Annotated in this window: 12 protein-coding genes and 1 pseudogene; 12 read left to right on the top strand and 1 reads right to left on the bottom strand. The window is 62.8% G+C overall.

Annotation, left to right across the window (positions count from 1 at the left end; all coding sequences use genetic code 11):
* Positions 1-128: 128 nt before the first annotated feature.
* From QTL95_RS20375 to QTL95_RS20320, 12 genes and pseudogenes are all read left to right on the top strand, one after another.
* The gene (locus QTL95_RS20375) at positions 129-659 is read left to right on the top strand and encodes a hypothetical protein (RefSeq protein ID WP_289721735.1); all 531 of its coding nucleotides are present in this window, start codon (positions 129-131) and stop codon (positions 657-659) included.
* A gap of 89 nt (positions 660-748) precedes the next feature.
* Positions 749-2,713, top strand: coding sequence for an FUSC family protein (locus QTL95_RS20370; protein ID WP_289721734.1), 1,965 nt, complete (start codon positions 749-751; stop codon positions 2,711-2,713).
* Between the two features lie 58 nt (positions 2,714-2,771).
* The gene (locus QTL95_RS20365; RefSeq protein WP_289721733.1) at positions 2,772-3,602 is read left to right on the top strand and encodes an RNA methyltransferase; all 831 of its coding nucleotides are present in this window, start codon (positions 2,772-2,774) and stop codon (positions 3,600-3,602) included.
* Entirely contained in the window at positions 3,583-4,386 is an 804-nt protein-coding gene (gene murI / locus QTL95_RS20360; protein ID WP_289721732.1) for a glutamate racemase, read from the top strand. The genes QTL95_RS20365 and murI overlap by 20 nt, the downstream gene beginning before the upstream one ends.
* A gap of 124 nt (positions 4,387-4,510) precedes the next feature.
* A complete protein-coding gene (locus QTL95_RS20355; protein ID WP_289721731.1) occupies positions 4,511-5,686 on the top strand; it encodes an MFS transporter in 1,176 nt (391 codons plus the stop codon).
* A 102-nt stretch (positions 5,687-5,788) separates the two neighbouring features.
* Positions 5,789-7,306: an ATP-binding protein gene (locus QTL95_RS20350; RefSeq protein ID WP_289721730.1), complete on the top strand. Its 1,518-nt coding sequence runs from the start codon at positions 5,789-5,791 to the stop codon at positions 7,304-7,306.
* A gap of 177 nt (positions 7,307-7,483) precedes the next feature.
* Positions 7,484-8,944, top strand: a complete 1,461-nt coding sequence (phoA, locus tag QTL95_RS20345; RefSeq protein WP_289721729.1) for an alkaline phosphatase — start codon at positions 7,484-7,486, stop codon at positions 8,942-8,944.
* Between the two features lie 259 nt (positions 8,945-9,203).
* On the top strand, positions 9,204-9,821 hold the full coding sequence (gene rpsD / locus QTL95_RS20340; RefSeq protein ID WP_037178575.1) for a 30S ribosomal protein S4: 618 nt from the start codon (positions 9,204-9,206) through the stop codon (positions 9,819-9,821).
* A gap of 66 nt (positions 9,822-9,887) precedes the next feature.
* Positions 9,888-10,816, top strand: a pseudogene (locus tag QTL95_RS20335) (glutaminase).
* Positions 10,817-10,874: 58 nt separating this feature from the next.
* Complete coding sequence (gene ttcA, locus QTL95_RS20330; RefSeq protein WP_289721728.1) at positions 10,875-11,741, top strand: tRNA 2-thiocytidine(32) synthetase TtcA; 867 nt, start codon at positions 10,875-10,877, stop codon at positions 11,739-11,741.
* Between the two features lie 50 nt (positions 11,742-11,791).
* Positions 11,792-12,619 (top strand): inositol monophosphatase, encoded by an 828-nt coding sequence (locus tag QTL95_RS20325; RefSeq protein WP_289721727.1) that lies wholly within the window; start codon positions 11,792-11,794, stop codon positions 12,617-12,619.
* 26 nt (positions 12,620-12,645) lie between these two features.
* Complete coding sequence (locus QTL95_RS20320; RefSeq protein ID WP_289721726.1) at positions 12,646-13,470, top strand: inositol monophosphatase family protein; 825 nt, start codon at positions 12,646-12,648, stop codon at positions 13,468-13,470.
* A 24-nt stretch (positions 13,471-13,494) separates the two neighbouring features.
* On the opposite strand, the gene QTL95_RS20315 is transcribed toward QTL95_RS20320, so the two are convergent.
* Positions 13,495-14,325 (bottom strand): nickel-binding protein, encoded by an 831-nt coding sequence (locus tag QTL95_RS20315; RefSeq protein WP_289721725.1) that lies wholly within the window; start codon positions 14,323-14,325, stop codon positions 13,495-13,497.
* Positions 14,326-14,366: the final 41 nt, after the last annotated feature.

Raw genomic sequence — 14,366 nt, 5'->3', positions numbered from 1 at the left:
AGGGCTATAGCATTGTGAGCCCGGAGTGCAAAGCCGCAAGCAGGGCAGATTTGCGTGTTTTTGCGCCATTGCCAAGCCGCGGAAAATGGCTAGTCTCCGCGCGAAACCCTTGCCTCGGATTATTCGTCATGAAGAAGATTTCGCTCGTTTTTGCCGCGCTTGTCGGCCTCAACGTTCCCGTATTCGCAGCCGATGTCACCGCCCCGGTGAAAGAGATCATGGACGCCACGACCAAGAACTGGTCGGGCGCCGATGCCGAGTGGCAGGACATCTTCGACCCGAGCCGTCTGGCGACGCTCTACAGCAAGGATTTCGTGTCGAAGTACCAGTTGGCGGTGCAAAATCCGGCCGCCGACGAGGACGGGATTTCGCCCTTCGATTACGACGTGATCGTCAACGGCGAGGATGCCTGCCCGCTGCAGGATGTGACCTATGATCCGAAGCCGGCGGCCAATGGCGCGACCGAGGTCGTCGTCACCTTCAAGAAATCGACCTGCATGGACGACGGCACGGACAAGAACGCCCTGACGACGGTCAAGTTCGAGGTGATCGAGGAAGGCGGCAAGCCTGTGATCGACGACATCATCACCGAAGGCGATCCGGGCCAGCCCGCAAACGCGCTGAAGGCGACGATGGTGCAGATCGCCAAGGGCCAGTAAGGCGTCCAGGTTTGATTTGCTTTTGATACCGCTAGCGATATGTGAGCGAGGGAGGGGATACCGCTTTTTCGCTGCAAGGGCTCGACTGTTTGTTATCAGGTTTTGACTTCCGAGATTGGCTGCTGGCCAACGATCCGGCGCTCTCGCGGCTGCGGATGGCGTCGCGGGTGACGCTGACTGTCGTGCTTGCCTTCGGGGCGCTGATGCTGATCGATGCGTTGATCGTTCCGCTTCCGATGGCGTCCTACGGACTCGGCATCGTGCTGTCGATCGAGGGGGGCGTCGCGGTGCGCGACAAGGGCGGCATGCCGCAGCTTATAACGCGGCTGCTTGGCTGCGTCGCGAGCCTTGCTGTGGTCGGCATCGCGGCGACGCTCGAGGGGCATCGCCTGATCTCGGACGCGGCTTTCCTGCTGGTGATCTTCATGGCGGCGGCCGCGCGAGTGGTTGGGCCGCGAGGACATGCGATCGGCATGTTTGCCTTCATGTCCTATTTTCTCGGCGCGTATTTTCAGCCGCCGATCGCGCAATTGCCGCTCGTCGCCGTCGGCCCCGTCATTGCCTCGCTGATCGCGCATGTCGCCCGCGTGGTGGTCTTGCCTGACGACTGGCGGCGGGACCTGCTGCGGTCGCTGGAAAGCGTCAGCGGGCGGATCAATCAGATACTATTCAAGATCGCGGCACTTGCCGCCGACGGCCAGGTCACGGAGGGCGACAGGCAGGAGCTCAACCAGCTGGAAGAACGGCTCAAGGAAGTCGTGCTGATGGCGGAAAGCTTCATTCCGCGGCCGCCGAGCGGCGTCTTCGACGCCGGGACGGAACCGGCGGGCGAGCTCGCGATCCGGTTGTTTGACGCGCATCTGGCGGCCGAGGGGGCGATCATGCTCTGCTCGCAGAACCTGCCGCCGTTCGAACTGGTGCACAGCGTCATCGAAGGTCACGGCGTACGCCTCGCCGCGAAGGCGGACGAGAGCGGCGGCACCGAGGCGGCGCAGGCGGTGATCCGGCTGGGCAAGACGCAGGCGCAGCTGATCGAGACGATCGGCAAGGGTCGCAGGACCGGGTTTTCCGAGATCGCCAGTGTCGCTGAGACATCCGGCGCGGCGAAGAGGACGGACTTTTCGTTCGGCAACCCGTTGATGCGCTCCGCGCTGCAGATCACGGTCGCGGCGGCTATCGCCATGACGCTCGGGCTGGCGCTGTCTCGCGAGCGCTGGTTCTGGGCGGTGCTGGCTTCGTTCCTTGTCTTCACCAACACCAATTCGCGCGGCGATACGGCGATGAAGGCGTTGCAGCGGTCGATCGGGACCCTGTTCGGGATCGGGATCGGCCTGGTGCTGGCAATGGTGCTCAGCCATCACCTCGTACCGGCGCTGGTAATCACCACGGCCACGATCTTCTTGGCTTTCTACTTCCTGCAGACGTCCTACGCGACGCTGACCTTCTTTGTCTCCATCGCGCTTTGCCTCGTATACGGCATGATCGGGTCGCTGACGCTCGATCTGCTGTTATTGCGTATCGAGGAAACTGCACTTGGAGCAGGCGTTGGAACGCTGGTGGCTTTCGTCGTGTTTCCGGCGCGCACCCGCGGGGCGCTCGATGTGGTGCTGGGGAAATGGTATTCGGCTCTCGAGTCGCTGCTGAAAGCGGCTGCTGACGGGGAGCCGGGCAATGTGCAGATACTGAAGTCGCAGACGCTCGACGCCGCCTACCGCGACCTCGCCACGGCAGCGCGGCCGCTCGGCTCCAGCTGGTCGGTTGTCACCAGGCCGGGACAGATCAGGCAGACGCTGGCGATCTTCCTGGCGGCCACCTATTGGGCGCGGATGATGGCGAAGAACCATCCAGCTGCAGGAAACGCCGACGCGCGGGAACTGATCGAGGCGAACCTTGGCCGTCTAGCGGCGGTTTCGACCCGAAAATCGGAGTGCTTCTTCGTCGATCGCGATGGGGCGACATCGACAAGCCATCACCCTCCGCATACCGGCACAGGCTGGCGGCGCGGGCTGGAGATGCTTGGCCTGACGCTCGATCGTCTTTACCCGGGCGCATAAGCCTTGCCGTTTTCCGCCGTCTTGGCTATTTGCGCGCCTAGCAAAAGGATTTGAGTTCATGGCAGGCACGAACAGCGAGCGTCTTCTTCTGACGGAAGGTCCCGTCATCATTCTGGTCGAACCTCAGATGGGCGAGAATATCGGGATGGTGGCGCGCGCCATGGCGAATTTCGGTCTCTCGGAACTGCGCCTCGTCAACCCGCGCGACGGGTGGCCGAACGAGAAGGCGCAGGCCGCTGCTTCCAAGGCCGATCATGTGATCGAGGGGACCAAGGTCTTCGACACGCTGGAAGATGCGATCGCAGATCTTAACTTTGTCTATGCGACGACGGCGCGTGAACGCGATGGCTTCAAGCCGGTACGTTCGCCTGTGGTGGCGGCTCAGACGTTGCGTGCGCGGTTTACGGCGGGCGAGGGGACCGGCATCCTCTTCGGGCGCGAGCGCTGGGGCCTCTCCAACGAGGAGGTGGCGCTGGCAGACGAGATCGTGACCTTCCCGGTCAACCCCGCCTTCGCGTCGCTCAATATCGCTCAGGCCGTGCTGCTCATGTCCTACGAGTGGATGAAATCGGGCATGGAGGATCTCGGCAGCGTTCCCTTCCAGGCGACCGAGCAGACGCAATCGACAAAGGAACAATTGCACGGGCTCTACGACCAGTTGGAAGAAGCGCTGGAATCGCGCAATTATTTCCACCCGCCCGCGAAAAAGCCGAAAATGGTCGACAATCTCCGGGCAGTCCTGTCGCGGCGCGCCTTCACGGAACAGGAAATCAGCGTGATGCGCGGCGTGATCTCCTCCCTCGACCGGTTCTCGCGGCAATATCCGCGCGGAAGCCGGGCGCCCGCAGACGTCAAGGAACAGCCGAAAGATGACAGCAGCGACGCATGAGCTGAAACCCGTCCTGGTCTTCGATTCAGGCATTGGCGGGCTGACGGTGCTGCGCGAGGCGCGGGTGCTGATGCCCGAGCGCGGTTTCATCTATATCGCCGACGATGCCGGCTTTCCCTATGGTGGATGGGAGGAGCAGGCGCTGAAGGAACGCATCATCAGCCTCTTCGCACGGCTGCTTCGCGAGTATGACCCCGAGGTCTGCATCATCGCCTGCAACACTGCCTTTACGCTTGCCGGCGCCGATCTGCGCGCGGCATTCCCAAGCATGACCTTCGTCGGCACCGTGCCGGCGATCAAGCCGGCGGCGGAGCGGACGCGGTCCGGGCTGGTCTCGGTGCTGGCGACGCCGGGGACCGTCAAGCGCGCTTATACCCGCGATCTCATCCAGTCCTTCGCGCAGCAGTGCCATGTCCGCCTCGTCGGCTCGGAAAACCTCGCCCGCATGGCGGAGGCCTATATTCGCGGTGACACGCTATCGGATGAGGCCGTTATGGGCGAGATCGCCCAGTGCTTTGTCGAGAAGGACGGCAAGAAGACCGATATCGTCGTGCTGGCCTGCACGCACTATCCGTTCATGGCCAACATCTTCCGCAGGCTCGCGCCGTGGCCGGTCGATTGGCTGGATCCGGCGGAAGCCATCGCGCGTCGCGCGCGCAGCCTCGTCCCCGAGGTGGCCGATGCCGTGCATCCCGACAATTTCGACTTTGCTATGTTCACGTCAGGCAATCCGGATTTTTCGACGAAGCGGCTGATGCAGGGATTTGGTCTCACCGTCAGGTGACATCGTCCCATGGCGGCGATCTTTCGCGCTGCCAGCGCTTTCCTTCGCGATGCCGATATCGCAAGCTCACAGATGGAGAGTCGTTCGCGGGCTTCGGCTCCCTGACGCGGACAGGGGATATCTTATGTCGTTTCAAAGACTTGTGATGCTGATTTTCTTTCTGCAGCCGATCGCTTTCGGCAGCTGGCTGCCGCGTATTCCCGATGTGCAGGCGAAGCTTGGCATGGGGCCTGCCGATCTCGCCATCGCGCTGCTCGGATTGCCGATCGGCACGCTGATGACCTTGCCCTTCGCCGGCCGGCTGGTCGCGAAAATCGGCGGACGCGCGACGATCATCTATGGTTTCGTGGCGTTTCTGGTGATCGTGTCGCTGCCGGCCTTCGCGGGCAGCATGACGACGTTGTTCTTCGCGCTGATGATCGTCGGCGTCACGCTGTCGACGCTTGAACTCGGCCTGAACGTCGAGGCCGATCGTGCCGAGAAGACGACGGGCCTTGTCATCATGAACCGCTGTCACGGGTTCTGGAGCCTCGGCATCATGGTCGGCAGCCTGCTTGGCGTTGGAGCGGCGGCGTTTCATCTGCCGGCCAACTGGTCGATTGCCTTGACTGCGCTGCTGGTGCTGCCGATCGCGCTCTTCGTCAGCGTGCGGCTGCCGCTCGGTCCCGACCCGGCGGCAGAGGCATCGCATGCGCAGAGCGCGCCGTTCAAGCTGCCGAGTGCTGCCCTTCTCGGCATCTGCGCCTTCACCTTCGGCATCACCATGACCGAGGGCGCGATCGCCGACTGGTCGGCGGTCTATCTGCGCGACGTGCTGTTTGCGACCGGCGCGTTGACAGGTCTCGGCTATTCCGTCTTTGCCTGTCTCGTTGCAACAGGGCGTTTCGGCGGCGATTACATGAAGAGCCGGTTCGGTGCGGTCGTCATCGCACGGGCCTGCGGCTGCGCGTCGCTGACGGGGATGGTGATCGTGCTGCTGGCGCCGAACACCGCGGTGGCGCTGATCGGCTTTGCGGCGATCGGCGTCGGCGTTTCGGTCGGCTTCCCGCTGGCGGTGACGGCATCCGCCAGCCTGACGGACCGGCCGGCCGCTTCGAGCGTCGCCATCCTGACCTTCATCGCGCTCAGCGGTTTTCTTGTCGGGCCGCCGGCGATCGGCTTCGTCGCCGAGGCGTTCGGGCTGCGCGTCGGCCTGGGCATCTTGCTCGTTCCCTTGGCAGTCAGCCTGTTGTTCACGCGCATGCTGATACCAGGAGTTGCGCAGGGGCGGAATGCGATCACTGCCGAGGAGGCGGCCTGATTCGAAAATTGCGCGATTGTTTGTGGGTTTCGTTCGGCGGGCCGAGCATTCCGCCGCGAATCTGCTAGAGAGTGGCGTTGATTTTCAGAAGGGGAATGGGACGTGCAGGTTGGTATCGATATGGGATCGGCGTCGGGAGGCAATCCGGCCACGCTCGATATCGAGGAGCTTCTGGCGACCCGCCTCCTGGTTCAGGGCAATTCCGGTTCCGGAAAATCGCACCTGTTGCGGCGTCTGCTCGAGCAATCCGCGCCGTGGGTGCAGCAGGTCATCATCGACCCCGAGGGCGACTTCGTTACGCTGAGCGACAAGTTCGGCCATGTGGTCGTCGATGGCGAGCGCACCGAGGCGGAACTGGCAGGTATTGCCAACCGTATTCGCCAGCACCGCGTCTCCTGCGTTCTCACGCTTGAAGGGCTTGAGATCGAGCAGCAGATGCGCGCAGCCGCCGCTTTCCTGAACGGCATGTTCGATGCCGATCGCGAATTCTGGTATCCTGTTCTCGTGGTCGTCGACGAAGCGCAGATGTTTGCGCCGTCGGTCGCCGGCGAGGTCTCCGACGATGCGCGCAAGATGTCGCTCGGCGCGATGACCAACCTGATGTGCCGTGGCCGTAAGCGTGGTCTCGCCGGCGTCATCGCCACGCAGCGTCTGGCGAAGCTCGCCAAGAACGTCGCTGCCGAAGCGTCCAACTTCCTGATGGGCCGCACCTTCCTCGATATCGACATGGCGCGCGCCGCCGACCTGCTCGGCATGGACCGTCGCCAGGCGGAAATGTTCCGCGACCTGAAGCGGGGAAACTTCGTGGCGCTCGGCCCGGCCCTGTCGCGGCGGCCGCTGCCGATCCAGATCGGCAATGTCGAGACCTCGGCGCGTTCGTCCAGCCCCAAGCTGATGCCGCTGCCGGACGCTCACCAGGACGTCGAAGACCTGATATTCACGCCGGATCCCGAAGAATTCCAGCGGCCGATCGTGCGCCGTGCCGCTCCCGCACCGCGTCCGACCACGGATATCCTGGCCGAGCTTTCACGCTCGGCACCGGCCGCCACCGCGCCGCAGCCGTCCGAAGGCCGCGCCAGCCAGCCGGAACTATCGGCGGAGGAGCGCGAGGAGCGCGTGTCGGCGGTGCTCGGCGAGATTCTCGACGATCCGGGCTCGGGTTTCCGCACGGATTCCGTGCTTTACCAGGAGTTCCTCGTGCGCCTTCGCATGCGCCGCGTGCCCGGATCGCCGATGTCGCTGCCGGAGTTTCGCCGTCGCGTCGCCGTTTCGCGTTCTGGCGTTGATCCCGAGACCGCAGGGACGGAAGCCTGGGCCACGGCATTGTCGCTGTCTTCAAGTGTGACGGATGATCTGCAGGGCGTCTTCCTGATGCTCGCCAAGGCCGCCGTCTGCGGCGAGCCGTGCCCGTCGGATGCCCGCATCGCCCGCGCCTACGGCACGCATTCGGCGCGCCGCGCGCGGCGTCTGCTCGGTTACTTCGAGGAGCAGGGCACGGTCGTCGTGCATACCGATTTCTCAGGCAAGCGGATCGTCGCGTTTCCTGACATGAACTGCCAGACCGCGCCGGGCGATGCCAATGCGCCGGATGCCGATGACATGCAGTCAGCCGCTGAATAAAGCGGTCATCTTCTATATCCGCACCTTGAGATGAAAACCGCTTCGCGGTTTTTCCGTCGTGCGAAGATATTTCGTTGCACGATAGGGTTGCTCTTGTCACATGCGCTTCATCTCAGGGGTGGATAAGGCGCGCATGCCCCTTAGGGGCAAGCTTTCTGTCACAAGGAGATGTCAGCCATGTCGAACACCATCCGTTGCCATGCGATCAAAGCGTTTGCCGCAGCGCTGCTTGCAACCGTTGCCATTCAGCCGGTTCATGCCGCCGATGCCGCCGCGAACAAGCTTCTGGAGCGCGGTGCCAGCGAGGACCTGAGCCAGCCCGGCGGCGCGCGCCGCATCTCCGGCGACATCACCGAAGCCTATCGCGCCCAGATCGTCGACGGCCGCCCGAAGAACGTCATCCTCCTGATCGGCGACGGCATGGGTGATTCCGAAATCACCGTCGCGCGCAATTACGCCGTCGGCGCCGGGCAATATTTCAAGGGCATCGACGCGCTGCCTGTCACCGGCCAGTACACGCATTATTCGCTCGACAAGAAGACCGGCAAGCCGACCTACGTGACGGACTCGGCAGCATCGGGCACCGCCTGGGCGACCGGCGTGAAGAGCTATAACGGTGCGATCGGCGTCGATATCCGCGAAGAGGCGCACGAAACGCTGCTGGAGAAGGCCAAGGCCGCCGGCCTTGCCACCGGCAATGTCTCGACCGCCGAACTGCAGGACGCAACGCCGGCCGTTCAGATCGCGCATGTCACGCAGCGCAAGTGCTACGGTCCCGAGGCAACCACCGAGAAGTGCGCCAGCAACGCGCTCGACAACGGCGGCAAGGGCTCGATCACCGAGCAGCTGATCAACGCCCGCGCCGACGTGACACTCGGCGGCGGCGCCAAGAGCTTCGGCGAAACCGCCAAGGCAGGCGAATGGAAGGGCAAGACGCTGCGGCAGCAGGCGGAAGAGCGCGGCTACAAGATCGTGACCAACGCCGATGAACTTGCCGCCGTCAAGCAGGCCAACGACAGCGCCCCGGTTCTCGGCCTCTTCGCGGAGGGCAACATGCCGATCCGCTGGCAGGGCCCGCAGGCGAGCCACTATGGCAATGTCGAGAAGGAGCCCGTCGTATGCAAGCCGAACGAGAAACGCACGGCAGCTACCCCGACTCTGGCGCAGATGACGTCGAAGGCGATCGAGTTGCTTCGTACTAACGAGAAGGGCTTCTTCCTGCAGGTCGAGGGCGCCTCGATCGACAAGCAGGACCACGCCGCCAACCCCTGCGGTCAGATCGGCGAAACAGTTGATCTCGACGAGGCCGTGCAGGAAGCGCTCAAATTCGCGCAGGAGAAAGGCGATACGCTCGTGATCGTCACAGCCGACCACGCGCATGCCAGCCAGATCATCGACGCAAGCACCAAGGCTCCCGGCCTGACGGAGTCGTTGATGACCAAGGACGGCGCCGTGATGGCAGTCAGCTACGGCAACTCTGATGAGGTCGACGACCAGGGCCATACCGGTTCGCAGCTGCGTATCGCGGCCTACGGTCCTCGTGCCGCCAACGTCAGCGGTTTGACCGACCAGACCGACCTGTTCTACACGATCAGCGATGCGCTCGGCCTGAAAATCCAGAAGGCCGCGATGAAGTAAGCCGCTCCGGCTTTCATGAGATCAGACGGTTTTGCCGGTGTCGGCCATGGATTGTGATTGACATTCCAGTGACTTCACCCTAAAGACCGCGCCAGCACGGGGCAGCAATGTCCCGTGTTTCATTTGACATGTCCCGTGGAGTTTCCAGTTCGCGTAACCGGAAAATCCTGTCGGGCCTCCCTCAAAGAGGCCAAAGGAGGGCGTGTTTCCTTCGCGCGGTTTGGAAACAAACCGCCGTAACATTCTGAAAGGAAATACGATGAGCAAGCGCGAATCGTCTAAGTACAAAATTGACCGCCGTATGGGCGAAAACATCTGGGGCCGTCCTAAGTCCCCGGTGAACCGCCGCGAATACGGCCCGGGCCAGCACGGCCAGCGCCGCAAGGGCAAGCTTTCGGACTTCGGTGTGCAGCTGCGCGCCAAGCAGAAGCTCAAGGGTTACTACGGTGACCTGCGCGAGAAGCAGTTCCGCGCGATCTTCGCTGAAGCTTCCCGCCGCAAGGGCGACACTTCTGAAAACCTCATCGGTCTGTTGGAATCCCGCCTGGATGCGATCGTTTATCGCGCCAAGTTCGTTCCGACCGTCTTCGCTGCCCGTCAGTTCGTCAACCACGGCCACGTGACCGTGAACGGCGTTCGCGTCAACATCGGTTCCTACCGTTGCAAGGCCGGCGATGTCATCGAAGTTCGTCAGAAGTCGAAGCAGCTCGTTTCGGTTCTCGAATCGGTTGCCCTGGCTGAGCGTGACGTTCCTGACTACATCGAAGTCGACCACAACAAGATGGTCGCTACCTTCGCTCGTGTACCGGCTCTCGGCGACGTTCCGTACGCCGTCGTCATGGAACCGCATCTGGTGGTCGAATTCTACTCGCGTTAATCGCGACGTTTTCGCTTACGGAAAAGCCGCTCTCTGGGCGGCTTTTTTGTTATCTGGAGATAGACGATGACGGATTTGCAGGCGATCCTCGACAGTATCTACACCGAACTTCAGCCGCGCATCGGCGAGGGCAGGGTCGCGGATTATATTCCTGAGCTCGCCAAGATCGACCCCGCACAGTTCGGGTTGTCGGTGGTGACCGTCGATGGCAAAGTCCATAGTGTCGGCAATGCCGCGGTGCCGTTTTCGATCCAGAGTATCTCCAAGGTCTTCATGCTGACGCTGGCGCTGGGTAAGGTCGGCGAGGGGCTGTGGAAGCGCGTTGGGCGGGAGCCGTCGGGCAATGCGTTCAACTCGATCGTCCAGCTTGAGCAGGAAGCGGGTATTCCGCGCAATCCCTTCATAAATGCCGGTGCGATCGCGGTGGCCGACGTGGTGCTCGCCGGACACGAGCCGCGCGAGGCGATCGGTGAGTTCCTGCGCTTCGTGCGCTATCTGGCCGATGACGAGACGGTAACGATCGACGACAAGGTCGCCAAGTCGGAGACGCAGACCGCTTCCGCAATTTCGCACTCGCCAATTTCATGCGTGCCTACAAGAACATCGATCATCCGGTCGAGCACGTGCTCGGCGTCTATTTTCACCAGTGCGCGCTATCGATGACCTGCGAGCAGCTGGCCCGGGCCGGCCTGTTTCTGGCCGCCCGTGGCGCCAATCCGGTCACCGGCCACTCCGTGGTCTCGCCGAAAAGGGCGCGGCGCATCAACGCCTTGATGCTGACCTGTGGCCACTATGACGGTTCCGGCGATTTCGCCTACCATGTCGGTCTTCCCGGCAAGAGCGGCGTTGGCGGCGGGATTTTTGCCGTGGCGCCCGGCATCGCCTCGATCGCTGTCTGGTCTCCGGGGCTGAACAAGGTCGGCAATTCGCTGCTCGGCGCGGTCGCGCTGGAAATGCTGGCGGCGCGCACCGGATGGTCGGTTTTCGGCGATTGATACTGGGTTGCCCGGCATCTTTCTGCTAGACGGAATGAACGCCTGATCGGAAGAAACAATGAATATCGCAGCCACTATCGACGACGCGCTGGAAACGCCCGAGACCGAGGGCGGCATCGCGCATGCGCTGTTTGCTGACGCGCCGAGCTCCGTGTCCTTCAATAAGCTGCGCAAGCGACTGCTTCGACAGGTTCGCCAGGCGTTCGACGATTTCGGCATGCTCAAGGGGCAGAAGCGCTGGCTGATCGGCGTCTCCGGCGGCAAGGATTCCTACGGCCTGCTGGCGCTGCTGCTCGACCTGCGATGGCGTGGCATGCTGCCGGTGGAACTCATCGCCTGCAATCTTGACCAGGGGCAGCCGAATTTTCCGAAACATATCCTGCCGGAATACCTGACGAAGATCGGCGTCAAGCACCGGATCGAATATCGCGACACCTATTCGATCGTGAAGGAAAAGGTTCCGGCCGGTGGCACCTACTGCTCGCTCTGTTCGCGCCTTCGCCGCGGCAACCTCTATCGCATCGCCCGCGAGGAAGGCTGCGACGCGCTGGTGCTTGGCCACCACCGCGAGGACATCCTTGAAACCTTCTTCATGAACTTCTTTCACGGCGGTCGTCTGGCCTCGATGCCGGCGAAGCTCCTGAACGACGAGGGCGACCTGATGGTGCTTCGGCCGCTTGCCTATTGCGCCGAGGACGACATGGCGAAATTCGCCGCCGCCATGCAGTTTCCGATCATCCCTTGCGATCTCTGCGGCTCGCAAGACGGGCTGCAGCGTAACGCCATGAAGGACATGCTCGCCGATATCGAGCGCCGCATGCCTGGCCGCAAGGACACGATGCTGAGGGCGCTCTCGCACGTGAACCCGTCGCATCTGCTAGACCCCAAGCTTTTCGACTTTTCGGCGCTCGCTGTCACCGAATAGTCATGACCCGCTTGCTATGAGCCGGGGCAGTTCGATCAAGCGAGTTTGAAATGAAGTTTGCAGACAATGACATAGAGTTTCTCCGCGGCTGCCTCGGGCATGTCGCGGAGCGCGAGATCATGCCGCGTTTTCGCAACGCCGCGGCATCCAACGTTGCTGAAAAGACATCGTCGGTGGATCTTGTGACGCAGGCTGATCTCCTGTCGGAAGCGTATATCACGGCGAAGCTCCGTGAGCGCTTTCCCGGAGCGCTTATCGTCGGCGAAGAAGCCTATGACGCCGATCCCTCGGTGGTGCCGGCGCTGGCTGAAGCCGAACTCGGGTTTGTCATCGACCCCGTCGACGGCACGTTCAATTTCGCGGCAGGATTGCCCGTTTTCGCGACCATGCTGGCGGTGACGGTGAAGGGTGAGACGGTCGCAGGTATCATCCACGAACCGGTGCTCGGCGATACGCTGATCGCCATGAAAGGAGCTGGCTCCTTTCTGCATCGCGCGGGCACAGAGCCGCAGCGTCTGACGGTGGCTTCGCCCTTGCCGCTTGGTGAAATGGTAGGCTCCATGGCCTTCAGCCATATGCCGGAGCCGATGCGCTCGCGGGTTGCGGTGAACATGGCCCGAACGAAGATGAGCTTCAACTACAACTGCTCGGCCTACGAATACTGGATGGCCTCCTCGGGCAAGTTCCATTTCATCGGCCACCTCAAGCTGATGCCGTGGGATCATCTTGCGGGCGTTCTGCTCCACCAGGAAGCGGGCGGACACACAGCCAAGTTCAACGGAACACTCTACAGGCCGGGCGAGACGACGGGCGGCATCATTTCCGCGCCCGACCGCGAAAGCTGGCAGATGATCCGCGCGGAGATCGTCGGCGACTGACATTGAAAGCAGAAGGAGAAGAGAGCATGATCGGAAGCGTTGATATCACCGCATTGGCGGATCTTCTGAGGCGGGCGGCCAAGGCGGAGATCCTGCCGCGCTTCCGACGACTTGGCCAGGATCAGGTCCGCGCCAAGACCGAGGCGACCGACCTTGTCACGGAAGCCGACCTCGAGGCGGAGCGGATGATCAAGGCCGAGGTGGCGACGCACTGGTCGCATGCGCTCTTCATCGGCGAGGAGACGGTGGCGGCCGATCCGGCATTGCTCGGCAAGCTGAAAGATGCGTCGCTGTCGATCATCGTCGATCCTGTCGACGGCACCTTCAACTTCGCGTCGGGCATTCCGGCCTTCGGCGTCATGGCCTCGGTGGTCGCCAATGGCGAATGCATCGCCGGCATCATCTATGACCCGATGGGCGACGACTGGGTGATCGCGGAGAAGGGCGCCGGCACCTGGCTAAGGCGTCCCGACGGCAGTTCCGAACGGCTCTCTGTCGCCAAGCCTGTGGCGCTCGACCAGATGGTCGGCATGGCCTCGACCGGCTTCCTGCCGCAGGGCAAGCGTGGCGAAGTGCTGGCCAATCTCTCCAAGGTCCGCTTCATCTGCAACTACCGCTGCGCTGCGCACGAGCACCGGGCGTTCTCCGGCGGCCACGTGCATTACCTCATGTACAACAAGCTGATGCCCTGGGATCATCTTGGCGGGACGCTCGCCTGTGTCGAGGCGGGCGGCTACGCGGCCCGTTTCGACGGGTCTCCCTATCTGCCGCACCACCTGGATGGCGGGCTGCTGATCACGCCGGACAAGGAGAGCTGGGAGTTGATGCGCCGCGAGGTCTTCACGGTCTAGGCGGGACAGGAAGAGCGGCGGCCGCTAGCCTGCCGTCGCTGTCCAATCGCATTGGAATGCCAGCACCGGGTTTGCGAAGCCCTTGAGTTGCTGCCGGGTGGCGTTCCCGAAGATGGGGGCGGAGCCGTATTCGCGGAAGACGTTTTCCGAAACCAGGATCTGGTCCTTCGGCGAAACCGCGCACAGCCGTGCGGCGAGTTGCACCGTGGAGCCGAACAGATCGTTGCTGTCCTCGACCGGCTCGCCGCAATCGAGACCGATGCGGATATGGATCTGCTCGGGATTGCCGGCATTGTGGCGTTCGAACTCGCGCTGGATCGTGATGGCGCAGTCGACGGCGGACGCGGTCTCCGCGAAGGTTGCCATTATGCCGTCGCCTGTGTGCTTGATCTCGCGGCCGTCGCATTGGCCAAGGCAGCGTCGCACGATCGCATCATGGGCGCGGATCATCTCGGCCGCCATCCGGTCGCCGAGGCGCGCCGTCATTTCCGTGGAGCCGACGATGTCGGTGAACAGGATCGCCCGGTGGCCGGCCTCGGCGATCGGCGTCTTTCCGAGTGCGGCGATTCCTGTTTCGGGGTCATGAATGCGGCCGAGGAAGGCCTCAACGGCGGAGAGCGAGACTTCGACGATCTCAGTGGCGACGAAACCGTGGGCGTCGCGGTGGACGCATTGGGCGGTTTCCATATCGGGTGCATCGACGAGGCAGAAGGCCGTGCCCCGGTGCTGGTCGAACCAGTATGTCAGGAACTTGACGCCGTACTGGTCCTGAATGGCAAGATCCTTCAGATGCGCCTCGGCGACGTCGGCTGCCGACGTGCCGGTCAGTTCATGCCGGTCCATGTATATAGGCATGGCGCCCTCCCGCCGGAATTCTCCCAGTTCCAGAAGATCGC

It is taken from the genome of Rhizobium sp. S152, assembly GCF_030380735.1.
Classification (GTDB): Bacteria; Pseudomonadota; Alphaproteobacteria; order Rhizobiales; family Rhizobiaceae; genus Rhizobium.
The sequence above is the reverse complement of the archived record's forward strand: the minus strand, read 5'-3'. Positions and strand labels throughout refer to the sequence as shown.